Source organism: Clostridium omnivorum (assembly GCF_026012015.1).
Taxonomy (GTDB): domain Bacteria; phylum Bacillota; class Clostridia; order Clostridiales; family Clostridiaceae; genus Clostridium_AX; species Clostridium_AX omnivorum.
Genome location: NZ_BRXR01000001.1, coordinates 4038015 through 4059245, shown reverse-complemented (window position 1 = coordinate 4059245; position 21231 = coordinate 4038015). Strand labels below are relative to the sequence as shown.

Annotated in this window: 13 protein-coding genes; 3 read left to right on the top strand and 10 right to left on the bottom strand. The window is 29.8% G+C overall.

Features of this window, described 5'->3' with window-relative positions; all coding sequences use genetic code 11:
* Window positions 1-292 precede the first annotated feature (292 nt).
* From bsdE14_RS19140 to bsdE14_RS19120, 5 genes are all read right to left on the bottom strand, one after another.
* The gene (locus tag bsdE14_RS19140) at window positions 293-3226 is read right to left on the bottom strand and encodes a DNA topoisomerase IV subunit A (protein ID WP_264851595.1); all 2934 of its coding nucleotides are present in this window, start codon (window positions 3224-3226) and stop codon (window positions 293-295) included.
* 17 nt (window positions 3227-3243) lie between these two features.
* The gene (locus bsdE14_RS19135; protein WP_264851594.1) at window positions 3244-5193 is read right to left on the bottom strand and encodes a DNA gyrase/topoisomerase IV subunit B; all 1950 of its coding nucleotides are present in this window, start codon (window positions 5191-5193) and stop codon (window positions 3244-3246) included.
* Between the two features lie 368 nt (window positions 5194-5561).
* Window positions 5562-6899 carry a condensation domain-containing protein gene (locus tag bsdE14_RS19130; protein WP_264851593.1) on the bottom strand — a complete coding sequence of 446 codons (1338 nt, stop codon included), beginning with the start codon at window positions 6897-6899 and terminating at the stop codon, window positions 5562-5564.
* An 86-nt stretch (window positions 6900-6985) separates the two neighbouring features.
* Window positions 6986-11464 carry a non-ribosomal peptide synthetase gene (locus bsdE14_RS19125; protein WP_264851592.1) on the bottom strand — a complete coding sequence of 1493 codons (4479 nt, stop codon included), beginning with the start codon at window positions 11462-11464 and terminating at the stop codon, window positions 6986-6988.
* A 424-nt stretch (window positions 11465-11888) separates the two neighbouring features.
* Window positions 11889-12431 (bottom strand): TetR/AcrR family transcriptional regulator, encoded by a 543-nt coding sequence (locus bsdE14_RS19120; protein ID WP_264851591.1) that lies wholly within the window; start codon window positions 12429-12431, stop codon window positions 11889-11891.
* Window positions 12432-12565: 134 nt separating this feature from the next.
* Between bsdE14_RS19120 and bsdE14_RS19115 the strand changes: the two genes are divergently transcribed.
* Window positions 12566-13408: a DegV family protein gene (locus tag bsdE14_RS19115; protein ID WP_264851590.1), complete on the top strand. Its 843-nt coding sequence runs from the start codon at window positions 12566-12568 to the stop codon at window positions 13406-13408.
* A gap of 148 nt (window positions 13409-13556) precedes the next feature.
* On the opposite strand, the gene bsdE14_RS19110 is transcribed toward bsdE14_RS19115, so the two are convergent.
* From bsdE14_RS19110 to bsdE14_RS19100, 3 genes are read right to left on the bottom strand one after another with little or no spacing between them, the layout of a single operon-like run.
* On the bottom strand, window positions 13557-14723 hold the full coding sequence (locus bsdE14_RS19110; protein ID WP_264851589.1) for an ABC transporter permease: 1167 nt from the start codon (window positions 14721-14723) through the stop codon (window positions 13557-13559).
* The gene (locus tag bsdE14_RS19105) at window positions 14710-15864 is read right to left on the bottom strand and encodes an ABC transporter permease (protein ID WP_264851588.1); all 1155 of its coding nucleotides are present in this window, start codon (window positions 15862-15864) and stop codon (window positions 14710-14712) included. The genes bsdE14_RS19110 and bsdE14_RS19105 overlap by 14 nt, the downstream gene beginning before the upstream one ends.
* Window positions 15865-15888: 24 nt before the next feature.
* Window positions 15889-16821, bottom strand: a complete 933-nt coding sequence (locus bsdE14_RS19100) for an ABC transporter ATP-binding protein (RefSeq protein ID WP_264851587.1) — start codon at window positions 16819-16821, stop codon at window positions 15889-15891.
* Between the two features lie 531 nt (window positions 16822-17352).
* On the opposite strand from bsdE14_RS19100, the gene bsdE14_RS19095 reads away from it, so the two are divergent.
* Window positions 17353-18105, top strand: coding sequence for a sensor histidine kinase (locus bsdE14_RS19095; RefSeq protein WP_264851586.1), 753 nt, complete (start codon window positions 17353-17355; stop codon window positions 18103-18105).
* Between the two features lie 25 nt (window positions 18106-18130).
* Entirely contained in the window at window positions 18131-18751 is a 621-nt protein-coding gene (locus tag bsdE14_RS19090; RefSeq protein WP_264851585.1) for a response regulator, read from the top strand.
* A gap of 84 nt (window positions 18752-18835) precedes the next feature.
* Here the strand turns inward: bsdE14_RS19090 and bsdE14_RS19085 are convergent, their stop codons facing one another.
* Both bsdE14_RS19085 and bsdE14_RS19080 read right to left on the bottom strand, forming a co-directional pair.
* Window positions 18836-19678 carry a YjjW family glycine radical enzyme activase gene (locus bsdE14_RS19085; RefSeq protein WP_264851584.1) on the bottom strand — a complete coding sequence of 281 codons (843 nt, stop codon included), beginning with the start codon at window positions 19676-19678 and terminating at the stop codon, window positions 18836-18838.
* Window positions 19671-21203 carry a YjjI family glycine radical enzyme gene (locus bsdE14_RS19080; protein WP_264851583.1) on the bottom strand — a complete coding sequence of 511 codons (1533 nt, stop codon included), beginning with the start codon at window positions 21201-21203 and terminating at the stop codon, window positions 19671-19673. Before bsdE14_RS19080 ends, bsdE14_RS19085 begins: the two co-directional genes overlap by 8 nt.
* Between the last annotated feature and the right edge of the window lie 28 nt (window positions 21204-21231).

The following is a 21231-nucleotide window of genomic DNA, read 5'->3' as shown; positions in this document are numbered from 1 at the left end:
CAACATTTATCAATTATATATTAGGGTTTATATTAACTCAATCTCATTTTTGAACGTATTTCTTCAGTTTTAGATGAAATTCGCTAAATTATTCATAGAAAATTAACACTATGTTTATTTTTATTTAAAAATCTTGCTGTAGATAGCTGTTGCTATTTTAAAAAAATAAAATACTCCATGGCCATGCCATAGAGTATTTATGTAAACTTTTTCACCTTTTTCTTTAATACAATTTCATATTAAAGATAATTTTTTTAAGTTAATAACAAAATTTAAAACAACCTAATATTTTTTACTTCTCTTTCAAAGTAACTTCTTTCAAAAATTCATCCATTACTACCAGCATTAAATTTGAACCTCTACCTGCCCTGTTTTGTATTTTTATATCATCAATATTTACATCCAAGTTATTACCTTTATTAGTTATAAGCTGCAGTATTTCACAGGTTTCTTTTCCAATAGCTAATTCGTCAAAAGCACTCTCATTTTGATAAGAAGGATTGTATCCGCCAAATATTACTGTGTCATCCTCTCTAAGGCTTATGGCAGTAACCCCTGAAGCATTTCTCCCCATAGCATTTACACTGCTGCTGCTTATTCTTATTCCCATACCTCTTTTGGTAATTACTACGAGTGTTCCTATATCATTAGTTCTTCCCATAGCCACTGATATTAACTTATCACCTGCATTTTTTAGTTTATAAACTAATACAGTGTTACCTTGACAATTAAGCTCTGATAGATAGGTCTTTTTAACTAATCCAAATTTTGAAAAGAAGTAAACAGCTACATCCTGATTAAAATTACTTATAGAATAAAGATTAATTATTTTATTTTGAGGTTCAAAGCCATCAAGTATTTTTTCTATTGCAATACCTTGGTCTTCTATATTTTGAAGCATATAGGATGGAATTGAGTACATTTGACCCTCTTCAGTAAATATCAATATAGTTTCACTGCTATTTGTGAAAGTTTTAAATAGACTTCTGTCATTCTTTCTAACAGAACTTACAGTTTTGATTATACCTTTGTCAATTAATTTAACATAAAAACTTCTATGTTCATATTCCTCACAGTATTCTACAGTTATTACTGGGTCTTTTTCTGCAATTGGAGCTAACTGAATACCCATTACATTCCTCTCTATTGGCTCAATAGCAGGCTCCTCAACCGTAAAATCAAGACCTTCCTGGGTCTTAAGTCTTATGAACTTTTCTTCTCTTTCTCTTGGCAACATCTTAATATCAATTAATCTTTCATTATCTTTTAGCTTTAATGCTACAAGTTTTGAATAACTAGTAATAAACTTATCTAAACAAGTTTTTTTAATAACACCTCTACTAGTTATAAACATAAAATCTAATTGGGATGAAAAATCATTAATTGAAAATAAATCTACAATAGTTTCTTCAGAGAGATTTAATCCTTTAATTAACTCATCAATTTTTGTTCCTTTTTCTTTCCATCTTTGTTCAGGAATATTTGCTCCCTTAGTTTGATACATATTTCCTTTGTCAGTAAATATTATAACCGTATCCTTAGTGTTAGAGTTTATTAAGAATTTATTATAATCCCCTTCCCTATATTCTATGTCTTCAACATTGCTGCTGGATCTGTTATAGGATTTTAATGCTACCCTTTTAATAAATCCTTCATTTGAAAGAGTAATCACAATATCTTCAACCACAATTAATTCCTCTAAGTCAATCTTTGCCTCATCGTCATCTTCAACTAATAATGTTCTTCTGTGGTCATTATATTTTTCACTTATCTCTAAAAGTTCAGTTTTAATTACTTTTAGTAATTCTTTCTCAGTTTCAAGTATTTTGCTAAGCCTTTTAATTTCTTTTTCTAAGTCCTTATATTCCTTCTCAAAAGTTTTAATTTCCAACCCTGTAAGCCTATAGAGCATTAATTCAACTATAGCCTCTGCTTGAATTTCAGTGAAGCCAAATTTTTCACATAAGTTATTTTCGGAGTCTTTTTTTGATTTTGAACCTCTGATAACTGCTATTATCTCATCAATAATATCAATAGCTTTTATAAAACCCTCAACTATATGAAAACGCCTCTTAGCAATATCTAATTCTCTCTCAGTCCTTCTTCTTACAACTTCCTTTTGATGATTTACATAATGCATTAATATTGGTTTAAGCCCTAGTGTTTCTGGCTTTCCATCTGCTAAAGCTACCATATTAAAGGATAAATTGCTCTGAAGCTCTGTCTTTTTATACAAATATTTTAGTATTTTTTCAGCGCCTTCTTTATCTATTGACTTTCTTAACTCAATAACAGCTCTAGTACCAGTTCTATCCGATTCATCTCTTATATCAGTTATTGCTTCAAGCGCCTTAGCATGTCTCTTATCATCAGTCATTTCTGAAATTGATTGAAGAAGCTTAGCTTTTGATTTTCTATATGGAAATTCAGTAACAACTATTCCAAGTCTTCCATTTTCTAATTGTTCAATGTTAGCCTTTGCTCTTAATGTTACTTTTCCTTCCCCAGTTTCATATGCGGATCTAAGCGCATTTTTTCCAATCAAAACACCACCCGTAGGCAAATCTGGTCCCTTTACATAATTCATCAGTTCATCAGTAGTTATTTCATTGTTATCAATATATGCTAATGTAGCATCTATCACTTCTCTTAAATTATGTGGAGGAATATTAGTTGCAAGTCCTACTGCTATTCCAAAGGTTCCATTTACAAGCAAATTTGGATATCTCGCAGGCAGCACCTTAGGTTCTAATTCCGAGCTGGAGTAGTTGTCCATCATATCTACTACTCCTTTATCTATATCTCTAAGCATTTCCATGGATAGCTTTGTAAGTCTGGCTTCTGTATAACGCATTGCAGCCGCACTGTCACCATCCTGACTTCCCCAGTTTCCATGACCATCAATTAAAGGCATTCTTGTTGAAAAATTCTGAGCCAGTATTACCATTGATTCATAAACCGAACTATCTCCATGAGGGTGATACTTACCTAGTATGTCTCCAACTATACGAGCAGACTTAAAATATGGCTTATCTGGAAAAGCCTTTAGCATATATGCTCCATAAAGAATCCTCCTATGTACTGGCTTTAATCCATCCCTAACATCAGGTAAAGCTCTATCCTTTGCTACTTCAACAGCATAAGGAAGATAATTATCCGGCATAGCTTCTTCAATTGGTGTTTTTAAAATATTATTGTCCTTTGGTATTTCTATTTTCTTTGCCATTTGCTTCAGTCCTTCCTCTAGAATTCAGCATACTTATACATATAGTTTTTTCTCGGCTCTACTACATCACCCATAAGCAGTGAAACAATTTTTTCTGCTTTTGAAGCATCTTCTATTGTAACCTGCTGTAGAGTTCGTGTAGTTGGGTTTAAAGTAGTTTCCCAAAGCTGTTCAGGATTCATCTCACCAAGTCCCTTATATCTTTGGATAAGCGCTCCTTTTCCAACTTCTTTTTTACACTTTTCCATTTCTTCATCACTATAAGCATATACTACTACTTCACCCTTTTTGTCCGTTTTATAAACCTTGTATAGAGGTGGAAGGGCTATATATAAATGTCCATTCGTAATAAGCGGTCTCATATATCTGTAAATATAAGTCATCCATAATGTCCTTATATGGTAACCATCAACATCAGCATCACTCATAATTATTATCTTGTCATATTTTAATTCAGATTCATTATAATTATTTAAAATTCCAGTACCAATAGCGGCATTGAAAATTTTAAGTTCTTCACTTCCAAGTACATTTTCTAGCTTTTGCTTTTCTGTATTCATTATTTTGCCCTTTGAAGGCATTATAGATTGGAATCTTCTGTCTCTTGCCTGCTTAGCACTTCCTCCAGCTGAATCCCCTTCAACAACAATAAATTCACAAAAGGAAGGATCTTTTAAAGTACATACTGCAATTTTTCCTGCTAGTGGGGCAGTACCCTTACCAACCTTTTTCTTCTCAGCTTCATTAATCTTTTTTATTTTATCTCTTCTTGCTGCAGCTTCCATAGCATTATTTATAAGCTGACCAGCTGTTTCTTTATTATCCTCTATCCACTCACATAGCTTTGTATATACTAAATCATTCATCATAGTATAAGCTTCGTTATTCCCTAGTTTATTCTTTGTCTGGCCTTCAAATATGGGATTACTGATTTTTATTCTCACTATTGAAGTTAATCCCTCTCTAAGGTCATCTCCTTCAAATTCCTTATCTTTATCTTTAATTAAATTGAGCTTTTTTGCCCATTCTTTAAAAGCTCTTGTCATTCCTGTTTTAAATCCAGCCTCATGTGTACCTGCATCAGTAGTAGGAATATTATTTACATAGCTTGCAATATATTCCGTGGTTGAATCCGTAAACTGCATGCATATTTCTCCACTAAGTGATATCCCATTTACTTCCCTTTCTCCTTCGAATAGAATAGGCTCATGAAGAACAGTTTTGCTCTCATTTAAATAATCGATAAAATCTAAAAGGCCTCTTTCAGAGTGATATACTTTAGTCATTGGTTCATCTTTTCTATTATCTATAAGCTCTAGAGTAATTCCCTTATTTTGGAATGCAAGCTCTTGAAGCCTTTCATCTATAACATCAAACTTAAAATCTATAGTACTAAAAATGCTTTTATCTGGCATAAATGAAATCTTAGAGCCAGTATATTTTGCTTTACCCACAACTTTTAATGGTGTAACAGGTGTACCAGGCATTAACTTCTTAAGATGTTTGTCATAAGCATATTCAAATCTCTGTTTATATACTTCTCCATTTTGGCACACTTCAACCTCAAGCCATTCAGATAACGCATTAACAACTGCAGCACCAACTCCGTGGAGCCCTCCTGAAGTTTTATAGTTCTTGTTATCAAACTTGCCACCAGTGTGAAGTTCAGTAAATACCATTTCCACGCCAGACTTCTTCTTTATTGGATGAATTCCCGTAGGTATTCCTCTTCCATTATCAATAACTGTAACACTTTTATCCTTATTTAATATAATTGTGGCCTTATCACCAAAACCATTAGTTATTTCATCTATAGCGTTATCTAGTATTTCCCATATACAATGATGAAGTCCTTTAGAGCCTGTAGAACCTATATACATACCAGGTCTCACACGCACAGGTTCCAGCTTCTCTAAAGAAGTCAAATCTGTAACATCATAGGACATACTCTTTTTATCTAGTTCCATAAAATTCCTCCATATCTCTAAACCTTTTAAAAAAAATCTAATAAAACAATATAATAGCAGTATACATAATAGTATTTTAAAGGTTTATTTTAAAAAGGTAAAGATATTTTTATAAAAAACACAAACAAGCGTTCTTTGTTTATATAAAATAATATTATTTCACAAAGTATTTTTTAAATTCTAAATAATATTATATATTACAAGAGACTTAGTACAACTTAAAGCCTCTTATTATATGAGAAAATAAAATAAAGCGCCTTCTATTACTAATTAATAAAAAGCACTCTATTCTTTTCTTAACCTGTTTATTAATTAAAATAATTAGCTTTATAAACTCTTCTACACATTCTTTTCTTCAAACTTTAAAACTAGTTAGTTCTAGATACTTCTAAAATGAAATCCACATCCTCAATGTTGATAAAAGGATTTTTCAACAGAATATTTAGTATTATCTCATAGTAATTACCTAATTTTTTTACAATCTCATTATCTATAGCCTCACTATTAAAGATAAATTTTAATTCAAAATCATCAAAAGTTAATACTTGTAAAACCATGTTATAGTCGAATTTTTCTATTATAGAAAAGGCATCTATTGCTAACGTCATTTTTTTGTTTGAATTAAAATCTAATGGATAGTTTTCTATAATAACAACAGAATTAAATAGCTCTTCACAATTACTTAGCCCACAATTTTCTTTAATATCAAATAAGGATGTATTCTCGTAATTTTTTCTTTCGTTAAGAGCCTTATCTAAACTTTGAATAAGTTCTATAAACGTAGTATCATTATCTGTTTTTACTACTAACGGAATAGTATTTATAAATAAGCCAACCATATTATCTACGTCCTTTATATTCTCTGGTCTTCCTGAGACTGTAGTGCCAAATAGTATTTCGTTTGAATTGCTCAATTTTTGAAGCAGTACACCCCATACTCCATATAGCATTGAGGATAGCAATACTCTATTTTCCTTTGCAAACTCTTTCATTCTAAGTGTCTTATTCACATTAATTTTATATGATATTTCTTTAATTCTTCCTTTTTCATCACAGCTAAAGTAATCATTGCTATTATCTATATTCTTCAGATAATCTGACCAGTATGCCTTTTCATCATCTTCATTTTTGCTGTTTAAAAATTTAATAAACTCATTAAACTTTGTTTTATATAATCTTTTATGTACTTTTCCTTCATATAAACTGCTATAGACTTCCATTAGTTCTTTTAAAATTATTCCGTTGCTCCAACCATCAAATAAAATATGATGGTTACTTATAATCATCTCATGAGTAAAGTCATCCATTTTACACAAATAAATTCTTAGGGTTTCTCTTGTTATATCTATTCTATTAGTTATATCCTGAAATTTAATATTCTCTATGGCATTCATTTTATCTTCCTCTTCTGAAAAATCCATATAAAGAACTGGAACTTCATGTTTTTTTAGCACTATTTGTACTGGCTTGCTAATTTCCTTCCACCTAAAAACAGTTCTTAGCATTTCATTATTTTCTATTACAGCTTGCCAAGAAGTTTTCAAAATATCTATTTTCATATCTCCTCTTATTGTCAAACTCAATTGTTCATGATAAATATCACTTCTATCATCTCGAATATAACTAAGCAGCATTTTTTTCTGCATACTTGTTAATGTCAAAATACTTTCTACATTATTTCTATCTAATTTATTTTCTTTTTTCACAAATCCCACCCCATTTATGTTTACAAATGGAGAGATCATTATAAATTATCTCTCCATACACCATCTATCCTTACTTTATTATCACATCAATCAAATAGAGCATCTAAATCTTCCTGGGAAATATCAATAGAATCAAAATCTGAAGGAGTAAACTCCTTAATGCTCTTATTAAAACATTTATCCAATATAAATGTTAATGTGGCTATATAGCCATCAATAAAACTTTGCATTGTTATCTTTTTATATCTAGCATTGCTATAGGTTGCGCTTATCTCTAATTCACCATTTACTTTTATAGCTGCCACATCAATTAATGCTGTTAAAGAATTTTTGTAATCGCTCTCCAGTCCAAATTCAATATCTGATGTATTTAAATTATTTTTATCTATAATATTGTCAAAATCTCCAAGATAATTGAATCTTATATACTTTTTTTCTACTTCTTCTAACTCTATATTTAAATATTTAAGTATACTGAAATTAAAACCCTTATTAGGTATATTTCTTAGCTGCTCCTTAAGAGATTTAATATTGCTTTCCAGTTCAACATTTTCCACCTTAAAAAACGCTGGATACATACTTGTAAACCAACCAACTGTTCTAGATACATCAATATTATTGCTTATATCTTCTCTCCCATGTCTTTCAAGTTCAATTACTACCTCCTCCATAGATGCGAATCTACTTATTGAAATAACTAAAGCAATAATTAGAATATCATTTAGCTCTAGATTATAGATTTCTTTTCCCTTTATAATCAGTTCATCTAACGAATTCTCATCTAATTTAACCTTTAAGACCTCAGTAGTTTCAACAGAATCCTTGTCCATATTAAAATCCACAGGATAAGTAATATCCTTGTTTAAAATTGACTGCCAATAAGTTTTTTCTTCACAGAAATCATTTTTAGCATATTCCTTTAATGCTTCTGACCATTCCCTAAAAGAATTCGTTTTCAAAGGCAGCTTAACATTTTCACCATTTTCTAATTGTATAAGTATATTAAAGAAATCCTCTAGAATTATTCTCCAGGATACTCCATCGACTAATAGGTGGTGAGCTTTAAAAAGCAAAGCATTTTTTTCACATCCCAAATTAAAAACTATAATATTAAACAGCATGCCTTTCTCAACGTTAAAACTGTTACTAGCTTTGTATTTATTAATTTCTTTCTTTTGCTCCTGGAAAGTAAACTTAGATAGATCTACATACTCAACTATGTTCACACTATTTAAATAATCATTATTATAAAACAGCACACTATCCTGTCTATTATAATTAATCCTTAGTGAATCGTGATGTTCAATTAGACTATCTGCTGTGGCTTTTACCTTACTAACATCTAATGTTCCAATATACTCTATTAACGCATATTGATTATAAAAGTCTTGATTTACAAAATTCCTACTAAAAAACCACTCTATTATCGGCATGCTTTTAATAGTTCCTTTACTAGGCTTTTGACTAATCATTTTAACTTCTTCTCTCTCTGCTACAGTTGCTGCAATTTCCTCTATGGATTCATATGCTAATATATGTTTCACCTTAATATCTAGCCCTTTATTTTTAAGTTTAGAAGCAATCTGTATTGCTTTAATAGAATCCCCTCCAAGTTGATAGTAGTTATCATTCATACTTATATTCTTTACTCCCAGAATTTCTTCCATTGCTTTAATTAATTCTTCTTCTTCTCGAGTTCTAAACCTCAAAAATTCTTTCTTTACCATCACTGGCTCAGGCAACAATTTATAGTCCACCTTCCCATTCAAAGTCAAAGGAAACTTATCCATAAAAATAAAATTAGTTGGAATCATATACTTAGGTAAAAATCTCAAAAGCCAGTTTTTAATTTCTAAATCCGTAATTTCTATATTGTTTACCACATATGCATTTATTACTTTATTACCAATAGAATCTTCTTTGATAATTACTACTGCATCTTTTATAGCACCATACTCCAATAGGTATTTTTCAATCTCTCCAAGCTCAATACGATGTCCTCTTATCTTTACTTGATTATCAATTCTGCCAACATATTCAACAGCTCCATTTTCTAAGTACTTTGCTGTATCTCCAGTTCTATACATCTTTTTTCCTCTTATAAACGGATTTTCTATAAATCTTTCCAAGGTTAATTCTTCTCTATTCAGATAGCCCCTAGCAACACCATCACCAGAAACATAAAGTTCTGCAGCAATACCTGTTGGAACAACATTCAAATCTTCATCTAAAATATATATTTGTACATTATCTGCTGGGTATCCTATAGGTACAGATATACCTTTATCTTTTTCTTCATCAAATTTATATATCATGCATCCCACAACTGTTTCTGTTGGCCCATATTCATTACATATTTCAATACTTTCTCCAAAGCTTCTGCTAACCTCTTTTGCTAAACTTACCTTCAAATCCTCTCCTCCAACAATAAATCTCTTTATATTTGATTTACTATTATCCATATCTTTTAATAGTGTCAGATGAGCGGGAGTGAGCTTAACTACTGTTGCCTTATTTTCTCTTAATATTTTATATAATACAAACTCTTTTTCATCATTTTCATAGATAACAATCTTGCTACCGGATATCAATGGAGTAAATATTGAGGTTACAGTTAAGTCAAAAGAAATAGAAGAATAAAGCGCCATAACTTCATTATCACTCTTTAAATACGTTTTATTAGCCCACCATATATAATTTGTAAGGCCTTGATGTTCAAGCATAACACCTTTAGGCTTTCCAGTTGAACCAGAAGTGTAAATAATATAGGCTAAATCATTTAAATCATTAACTTTTGTTAAGTTTTCTTTGCTGTATAAATCTAAATTAATATATGCTATGTCTGCTATAGTTCCATTAATTTTAATTCCACTTTCATCTTTAAAATTAGTTATTAACATGCTGCTTCCAGAGTCTTCTAGCATATAGTTTATTCTTTCAATAGGATAACTCGGATCTATTGGAAGATAAGCAGCCCCAGCCTTTAGCACACCTAAAATACTTATAAGCAGCTCTATTGAATGAGTTTCCATAATTCCTACAATAGATTTCTTGCCAATACCCTTTTCCTTTAAATAATTTGCTATTTGATTTGACCTTTCATTTAGTTCTCTATAAGTTAATGTTATTTCTTTAAACTCCAACGCAACCTTATTGGGTGTCTTTAGCGCTTGCTCCTCAAAGAGCTCTTGTACAGTTTTCTTAGGATAAATACTGCTTCTTGAATTTAATGAATACAATTTATAATCAGTTTCCTCTTTGCTCAATAGCTTTATATCTTTAATTAATGTTTCTCCACTTATTAATACTTGATTAATAATATTAAGCATTGACCTGTACATTGATTTAATTTCTATCTCTGTGTATTCAAGTATTTTATAATCAAAATTCAGTGTAATATTATTCTCTTTCCATTCCTTAACTGTTAACTGTAATGAGTAACTTTGATTGCCTGAGTAATACTCTAAAGTTTCAACTTCCATGCCTTTAATATCATTCAAATAATTAGAGTTATAATAATTTACACACATTTTGTATAAACTATCATACCCATTCTTGCTTAACTCTAAATCCTTTACTAAAAGATCATAAGGATACTTTTGATTTACTAAACAAGCTTTAAGTTCTTTGTTAATTAATTTTATTAAATTTTCAACATTAATTTTATTATTTATGTTGAATCTAAAAGGCACAGTGCTGGTGAACATACCAACCATACCCTTTTGTTTCTTACCTGTTCTATTAAATACTGGTGTCCCAATAACCAAATCACTCTTATATGAAATCTTATTTATATAAATAAGTAAAACTGACATAAAAAAAGTATTTAGTGAGCATTTTTTATCATCAATAAATAACTTTATTTTATTAGATAAATCTGAATCTATATCAAAACTAAGCCTTTTTCCATCTAAACTATTAGAAGTCTTATACAAAAATTCTTCAGGAATGTTATTAAACTTTTCATTCCAAAAATTTTTATTCTTTATAAATCTTTCTGATTTTAGGTATTCATCTTCTTCTTTTACAAAATCTATGTATGAATAAATTTCATCCGTATTAAATTGCAAATTAATTATTAAATTGCTATATACTTCACATACTTGTCTTTGTATGAGACTAATGGACCATCCGTCGGATATAATATGATGAATATTTAATAGTACTCCATATTCATCTTCACTAATTTTGAAAATTGCAAAATAATATAGTTGCTTGTCCATTATGTCGAAGCGGCTTTTAAATAGCTTTTCTGACCACTTTTCATACTCTTCTTTAGATTCTTCATAATTTGTAAAATCAACAAAATCAATATTTTCCTCATAAAATTCATGAATATATTGAGCTGGTTCTCCATCTTTTTCTATAAATCTTAATCTCAACCCCTCATTATTTTTTATAACTATATTTATAGTCTTCTGCATTTTACTGACATCTATTTTTCCATGTATGCTTATGCAACCGCCAATATTATGCAGTGGAGAATCTAAATTCACTCTATCTATATACCATATTCTTTTCTGTGGATGAGTTAACCCATAATAAGCCCTCTCATTTTGTTCCATGTCAATACCCCCTTGAATACCTTTAATATTTAATTAATGTTTTATTGCATTAATTAAATTATTAGTTTTACATTTCCTTTTGTAATTTAATAAAAACATTGCTTATTATGATTCTTTTAATCTAGTCTATGTATTTATCAGCACAAACCAACATAAAAAGCCTCACAACACCTTTTAAATAGCAATGGCTCTATCCAAGCAATTTAAAAATAATTGTAAATACGACATTTTACATTAAAATTATACCTTATAATTAATAATTTGTAAACTTTAAACATATTAGTTATAATGTTCAATCTAATATGTTTGATTTTTACCTTTTCTATAACTTTTCATAAACAAATCCATATTCTTAAAGCTAAATTAATATAAAAAAATAAGAGTGATTTCTCACCCTTACTGTTCTTAATTTGTTATTCAGCTTTTAATATACAGTGTTTAAAATTATATCTGTCATCTCTTCTGGAGTTTTTTTCATATCTTCTTCAATCCATTTTTTAAGCACAAACCACAATCCTCCAGCTAAAAAATGATTAAAATATTCGTCTTTTGATATAAAGGTTAGTTTAATAAACTTTTCATTAGTTCCCATAGAATTTATATATTTCAAATGTAAATCAAGTAATATTAAAAATACATTATCATCTATAAGCTTTTTAAGAAATTCTCTATTCTTATACCAGTATTCAAAATATGTAATAAGCAAATCATAAAAGGTGATACTTTCCTTAGCTGAGATTATCTCTATAAAATCATTATATAGTCCATCTACATAGTGTTCTAAAATTGCTTCCTTAGTAGAAAAGTTTCGATAAATTGTCTGTCTAGTTAATCCTGATTTTTCAGATATTTCTTTTAACGTAATCATGCTATATGGCTTTTCATTCATCAATTCAAGTAATGAGTTTACAATGCAATTTTTTGACCTCAAAGTTATAGGATTAACTTTTGCTCTGTTTTGATTCATTTGTTACATTTCTCCTTGTTTGTATAATTTCTTTTATTTAATTGACTTATTACTTTACAGTATTATATGATAAATAAGTAAATGTTACAAGTGTATTACTTGTAACACGAATAACATTTTATGAGGTGAACTTAATGAATAAAATAGCTGTGGTTGTTGATAGTACCGCTGTAATCGATAATGAGCTACTTAAAAGTAATAGTAATTTATATTCGCTACCCTTACATCTAATAATAGATAATAAATCCTATAGTGATGGTTTAGATATAACACCAAGTGAGTTTTGTGATAAAATGAATGAATGTTTACACCTTCCAACTACTTCGCAACCAAACGTTGGAGATGTCATTAACCTTCTAGAAAAACTAACCGAGCAATATGAATACATTATATATATTACAATTAGCTCAAAATTAAGCGGTACCTTTCAAACAGGAGTGTTAGTTAAAAGTCAAATTTCAAAAGATAAAATAATTGTTTTTGATTCCTTGTTTACATCAACCATACAAAAGCAGATGGCAATAAAAGCTTTAGAACTTGCAAAAAACGGAAGCTCAATTACAGATATTATTGAAAATCTTGAATATATAAAGTCAAATTCTGAAATATACTTAGTAGTTGATGACTTAAAGCACTTAAGAAGAACTGGTAGAATCTCCTTATCAATGGCCTCTTTGGGACAAGTCATGAAAATAAAACCAATTTTATACTTTGATAAAGGTGAAATAGTATTAAAATACAAGGTAAGGACTTTAAATAAAGTATATAGTAAATTAATAGATCTAATAAGTGATGATAATTTAACACCAACTTCCAAAATAATAATTGCACATGCAAATGGGTATGATTACGCCTTAAAATTAAAGGAAATGGTTTCAAAAGTTTATCCTGAAAATGATATATTAATTGAAGAACTTTCTCCTGTAATAAGTGTGCATACAGGGGAAAAAAGCGTGGGATTATCTTGGATACGCTAAAAATATTTTATTGCCTTTAAAAAAACATAATTACAACTTATAGAAAAAAAGCTCCTTGATCTCCAAGGAGCTTTTTGCTGATGAAGTTTTTATTAATTTCATAGATTCAACTTAACAAATTTTATAATGATTAATACTGTTAAACAAGCTAATTACTCAATCTCTTTTGCTTAATTACTACAAGTGAAATAGCAAGAATAGCCATAGAAAAGCCAATAATAATTAATATATTACTGAATATTGGCATAAGGTTTTCCAGCTTTATTGTTTCCAGATTAGCTATATTATCATTAGCTTTTACATACCAATAGGTTGGAGTAAAGCTCGCTATTCTTAGCACTGTTTTGCCTAATAAAATCTGTGGTACGAACACCCCGCTGATAAAACAAGTTCCTAATGATACCACATTTGCTGCAGCAGACATTGCTCCTTTACTTTTTATTACATTTCCTATTAAAAAGCTTATACTCAAAGCTACTAATGTAAATGCAAAAGAATTTAATAAATACAGCATACCTCTTACAGTAAACATATATTTACTATACATTATAAAACTAGTGAAAATCATTAAAAACCAAGCTGCTACTGCAAAACTGATGTTTCCTAAAATCATCTCAAAATTCATTTCTCTGAGTTTTAATGGCGAGCAAAGGTTTCGCTTTTTTAGATCAGTATTATTTAAGGTCATCATTACTGAGCATACTCCTAAGATTAATATTGCAAATAATGAATAAGCTAAGTAATTAAAATAGTATTCGCATTTTTCGCTATCGGTATTTTGATTTAAAGGACTGCTAAGCTTAACTTCAGTTTTTTCAGATAAATCCTTATCAATTAGGCTTATAAGCTGTTCCTGGGACAAATTCTTTATATTGTTATTATAAGTTTTAGCCGTATTTAAATATTTATTTATTATACTATCCATGTAAATTCCGCTTGTTGAATTTGGCACTATAGTTTTTTCAAGTTTAACCGTTTTCCCGCTCAACAGATCCTTAGTAAAGTCCTTAGGCACTTTCACTATATATTCCACTTTTCTGAAAAATAAAGCATCTTGAAGTTTTTCAGTATCATCTGGAATATTTACAAAGTTTGCATTTTTGCTTATACAATTTTCTAAGCCTTTTACAAGCTTTGAATCTGTATCATAATTTATAAAAACTATATTGACCTTAGTATCAGTAAAACTTGTAGTAACGGGATTTGAATAAGTTTTTGTAAGAATTACAGCAAAGAATAAAAATATAACAACGTAAATCATTATCTGAGTTATATTTTTATATATTACTTTAAAAAAAGCTTTATAAACTTGCATACTTTTGCCTCCTTAATACTAAGTAAGTGGCTATACTGAAAACAACAGTAAAGCTACAAAGTAAAATTATATCAACAAAAAATTTTGAATGGGTATTATAATAATATAGCGAATAAAATGAGTCAGTAATTAAGTTCGCTGGGTTAAGATACCCTAAAATTGGTACATTAGTACTAATAATGTATTTCATTTTATCGTACATCATGCCTGACAAAAAAGACATCATCATAGTAAATCCAATTAAAATTCCTACTTTAACTCCCTCACCTTTTTTAATTACCGAAGCAATACAAGTTCCAAAAGTAACACCTGTTATTGTTCCAATTACACAAGTAAGTGCTATATATCCTAATTGACTTCCAAAGTTTACTTTTAATATAAGAATTAAATATGCAAGCAGTATGAATATTTCTGCTAACTGAACTGTAGTTGCAGCAAATATTGAAGCCATGAATACTTTTACCTTATGAGTAGGTGCCATATTGACTCTTGCTCCTTGTGGTGATAGATTAGCTTGTATAGCAACTACTTCTTTTAACCCCCAAAAACTCCCATAAAGGCATGCCATAGCAATTAAGGTATAAAAATAGTTTACTACAGTATTAGGAGCAGATTTGCTGATAGAAGCCTCTTTAAGAAAATCCTCTCTATTTGAAATACTATCTAACAGTCCATTTTGAATTGCAGCAGGATTTTTATTTATAATTGTTATCATTGTAGATGAAGTTTGTTTGAAGTCATCTAAAAATCCTTTTATTATTGTTTGGTTAATACCCGATTTTTTCACTACAAGCTTTACCCCTTCATCAAAGTAAATATATCCGTCAATTTTGCTATCTTCAAGAAGTTTATCTGCATCTTCCTGCGATGTATATTTTATATCGAAAAGATTATCTTTACCATCGCTTTTGTCAGGTTTTGAAACCGATTCAATTGCTTTTATAAAATCCGTATTTTTTTTATACTCATCATTATTAACAACTGCAATTTTGATTCTTGAAAAATTTTCTGCACTTGAAAGATTTGAAAATGCCATATTAAATAGTGTGGCTAAAAGTATTGGAAATAGAAAAGTCCAAAATATCATTTGCTTATCTCTAACAATACATTTCAACCTATATATATAATTATGCAAAAACATAATATCTCTCCTTTCCTCTAATCCTTAATCTCTAAGCTCTTTACCTGTAATCTCTAAGAATACATCATTCAATGTAGGCGGTTCAGAGTATATCTTTCCTATAACAACATTCTTTGATTTTAAATAATCAAGCAAAGCAACTAAATTATTATTTCCTCTGCTTGATTTTGCAACAAGAAAATTATTGTTATATTCAGCAGAAATTATATTGGGAAGTTTTTTAACATCCTCTAAAATGCTATTATCAGTTTTAAATATTTCAATAGTGAGTTTTTCACCAGAATTTATCATACCTTTAAGCTCATCATTAGTTCCCGTAGCTATTATCTTTCCTTTGTCCATAATAGCTATTCTTGTACAAATTTGTTCTACCTCTTCCATGTAATGTGAAGTGTATACTATGGTGGCTCCGTCTTTATTAAGTCTTTGTATTCCTTCCAAAATATTATTCCTACTCTGAGGATCAACCGCAACAGTAGGCTCATCCAATATAATTAGTTTTGGCTTATGGGCAATACCGCAAGCAATATTTAATCTACGAAGTAATCCTCCGCTTAACTTTTTAGGATAAAACTTTTTAAAATCATTAAGTCCAACAAAATCGATAGCTTCCTCTACAAGAGCTCTGCGTTTCTTTTTATCTGAAATATACAGTCCACAAAAATAATCAATATTTTCAAGTACTGTCAATTCTTCGAACACTGCAACATTCTGCATGATTATGCCAATATTACGTTTAATGTGATAAGCATCTGGCGACATAGCTTTATCATAGATTTCTATAGTGCCCTTATCATATTTTAGTAAAGATAGAATACAATTTATTGCTGTAGTTTTTCCTGAACCATTTGGACCTAATAGACCAAATACCTCCCCTTCGTGTACATCCAAATTGAAATGATCAAGAGCTAACAAATCTCCGTATCTTTTTACTAGATTTCTAACTTTTATTACCATAAGGTTCCCTCCATTATTATTTATCATATTTTTTGAAATTCTGCACAATAATCTTGCTATTTTTCTTTCTATATTTATATATTACTAAATTTGCAAACCCTCCGTTAGTGACTAAACTCCAAACAGTGTGTGACAAATGTAATTATAGCTTGAGCACCGTAATATGAAATGCTAAAATTAGTATATAATTTAAATTACTTTAGCAAAGGTTTGATTGATATAATGAACAAATTAATAGATAAACTTATTATTTTTATTGTCTGCTTAGCTATATATATACCTAGTGTAAATGATATATATATGGTTGTACCGATCCTAATCGCAGTGACTTTAAGTGCTCTCATGAGCTACTTGGAAGACGACCGTATATCAATAATAGTTTTTGCAGTATACTTAATTGTTTGCTTTACAAGATCAATTTTTTTATTCTTTATTCCTCTCATATGTTATGATGTGATATTGACTAAAATCAAATGGCTATGGCTTTTAGCTTTCTTACCATTTTCATCTAATTTTTTTCATACACTTTTCATGTCAAATTGGTTTTTATCAGCTTTTATTATAGTTGCTTGTATTTTGAAATATCGTACAGTTTCACTTCAAAAAATTAAAAAAGACTATTACGATCTTCGTGATAATACTAAAGAAGTATCTATGCAGCTTGAAAAAAGGAATAAAGAGCTTTTAGAAAAACAAGATTACGAAATAAACCTAGCAACTTTAAAAGAGCGAAATAGAATTGCACGGGATATTCACGACAATGTAGGGCATTTACTATCAAGATCTATTTTACAAATTGGAGCACTGCTTGCCATAAATAAAGACGATCCAACAAGAGAAAGCTTGAAACTTATAAAAGACACCTTGTCCGAAGCAATGGATAGTATACGTTCAAGCGTACATGATTTACATGAGGAGGCAATTAATCTTCAATCTGAAATTCAAAAGTTAGTTGATGATTTCAGCTTTTGTACCATTAAATTTGAATATGATGTTAAAACTAACCCAGAAAAGAGCATAAAATATTGCTTTATAGCTATAACAAAAGAAGCCCTATCAAATATAATTAGGCACTCAAATGCTACTAATGTTTTAGTTATAATCCGTGAGCATCCTGCACTTTATCAGTTGGTTATACAGGACAATGGTTCTGGCTGCAGCTATGAAAATGAAAATGGTATAGGTATTAAAAACATCTCTGACAGGGTAAGCGCTTTAGACGGCAATTTAAATATAAGTACAGATAAGGGTTTTAAAATTTTTATTTCACTACCTAAAAAGTAATATTTAGAAAGGATTTAAATAAAATATGAGGGTATTAGTAGTTGATGATGATAAATTAGTATGTGTTTCTCTCAAAACTATTTTAGAGGCTGAGGGAGATATTTCAGTAGTTGGCATTGGTAATAATGGAAAAGAAGCCATTGAGCTATATGACAGGTTAAAACCAGATATTTTATTAATTGATATTCGAATGGAAGCCATGACAGGTATAGAAGCTGGTGAAGCCATTTTAAAGAAAGATAAAAATGCCAAAATACTATTTTTAACTACCTTTTCTGATGATGAATATATTATAAAAGCTCTAAATATAGGGGCAAAGGGATATATTATCAAACAAAATTTTGAATGTATTATACCATCTTTAAGAGCTGTATATGCTGGTCAAAGTGTATTTGGTGATGACATTGTATCAAAAATTCCTTCTTTAATTAATAGCAAAAACAAAACTGATTTTTTATCCTTGGGTATTACTGAAAAAGAACTGGAAATCATCACCGTGGTAGCTGAAGGTCTCAGTAATAAAGAAATTGCTGCCAAGCTATATTTGAGCGAAGGCACTGTTCGAAACACTTTATCTATTATTTTGGATAAACTACAGCTTAGAGACAGAACACAACTAGCTATCTTCTATTATAAAAACAAATAAAAAAGGAAAGAAATTTTATATTAGTGCACTATTGTACAAATACAAAATTTCTTTCCTTCAAATATCATAATCTTTTAAAAAATACTATACTAATAAAACGTTTGAAAATCCATTTTCAATGGCTATACTCTTTAAATAATTCATTTCTTCTTCTGATGGTGCTTTCATGTTACTATACTCTTCTCTAACACCGAAGTGTCTATACCTAATAATTTTGTACCTTATTTCTCTAATTTTTTGATATTCCTTAAGCATATTAGTTATTTCGTAAACAGTTTTTCTATTATTTAAATAATTATCTATAACAACTGTTCTTATTTCATATAATTTACCTATACTTGCTAAATACCTTGCATTTTCTAACACCATTTCATTACTTTTTGAAGTTAGCTCAAGATGTTCATCATAATCAATTGATTTTACATCAAGCATTACCGCGTCAGTATATTCCATCAATTCTGGATAATCAGAAAACCTAATTGAACCATTGGAATCTATAAAATTACTTAACCCAAGTTTCTTAGTTTCTTTAAATAGCTCTATTAAAAAGTCTTTTTGCAGCGTACATTCTCCCCCAGAAGTAGTTATTCCTTTTATAAATGGCATGTTCTTTTTGATATGAGTCAGTAAATCCTCTACGCTTAAGGTTTCTATTTTAGGAGAAGCATTAAATGTACATACCTTTATACAAGCATCACAATTAATACATTTATTTTTTTCCCAATGAACTTTACCATCTACTACTGTAAGTGCACTAGAAGGACATTTATCTACGCATTTTAAACAATGTACACAATGATTAATGGTTTCTGGATTATGGCAGTATTTGCAATTGAAATTACAACCTTGAAAAAAAATTGCTGTCCTATTTCCTGGACCATCAACAACGCTGCTGTCGATAATTTTATTGATCTTTGCTTTAATCATTAGCACTTCTTACTTTCCTATCAAGAATACCATATTTATTTAATGGGTCCTGAGCATACTGAATTGTGTCGTAGCTTACTTGTTTTCCGCTGTTGATCTTTTCAAGGTCTGATTTTTTAACAAGATAACCAGTTACTCTTATAAGGTCACCATCTTCCGGATAAGCTGATATATATCTCATACCTGCTGCAAATCCCCCATTAAAAATATCAAGAACTGCTTGAGGATTTTCATTTGCAGTATGATCAAATGGAAAATGATCTCCTATACCTGATGGAAAATATTTATGAAACATTCCTGCTTGTCTTAGATGGTCATATAGTGAAATTTCTTCACCAATTGCTATTCTCACTCCAGCTGTGGTGCCTTCATCTCCAGCTGCCCCTACTTGTGAATGAAGAATAAATCTATTACCCCATATCTTTCCATACTTGCTTTCAAAACTATCTACTCTCTCTTTTATAATATCTAATATTTTTACTCCAAGCTCATTTGCTTCTTGATCTTTTCCGAAGCATAATTTCTTATTATCCAGTTCCATAAGCTTATTTACACATTCGTGCATTCCAACCATTCCAAATAGCCCAACAAATCTGTCAAGTTTAACAAAGCCCTCAGTTACTAAAAAGTTTGATGTAAAAAATGGAGTCTCCTCAGCAATAAATCTTATCTTGCTTTCCATAAACTTAGTCATTGCATCTATAGCTTCTAATAGTTTAACATTGAAAAATTCTTCAGTTGATTTTGAATCCTCTGCAATTTTGTTAAGTCTCAACCTTGAAAGTGTAAATGCTCCACCTCCGATTGGAAGTCCATTATAACAGCTTGCTATTCCATAATCGCCTTTAAAGTCTTCTCTAAACATTTTGTCATTAGCAAAGGCAGGATTAGCACAAATTAGCGAAGATTCAACACATTTAATTGCAAATTTATTACTTGTTCTGTCTTCATCATAAAGTATTGTCAAATTTGGAGTAACATTTTGAAGTTCTTTTTCTAAATCTATGATTATGTTTCCTGCTAGAGTTTCTTCAGGACCTATATTTGCATGGGAAAAGCTATCATCTATTGTTCTATCTAAATTTATTAAGAACCATTTTATCTGTTCTCTGGCCTCTTTTTCATCTACAATAAAAGGATTTAACAATTTATCAATGCTTCCTAAATAAACAGGAAATCTTGTTACTGAAGGTACATGATGATAAAATATCAAAAGCATGTTAATAACTTCTGCTAAAGTTTTTGCAGGTTTTAGCCTCAAAAACTCGCACCCTTCTTTAAGTAACTTATCATAGTCGGGTAAAATATATCTAGGTGCATAAGGAGCATGACCTTCATCAAGGTCACATATAATACCCTTATGAACAAGTTCGAAAAACTTTTCATCTGCGCCACTCGGATAAGGCAGTTGGTTTTCAGCCAGCTTTGCAAGCCCATATGTTTGCTGTTCGTATGTTAGACTTGGATTCTTAATTATTTCTAAAACGGATTCCTTTGTCTCCTCAATATTTTTATAAATTTTCACATTAAATCCCCCTTATATGGTTTAATAC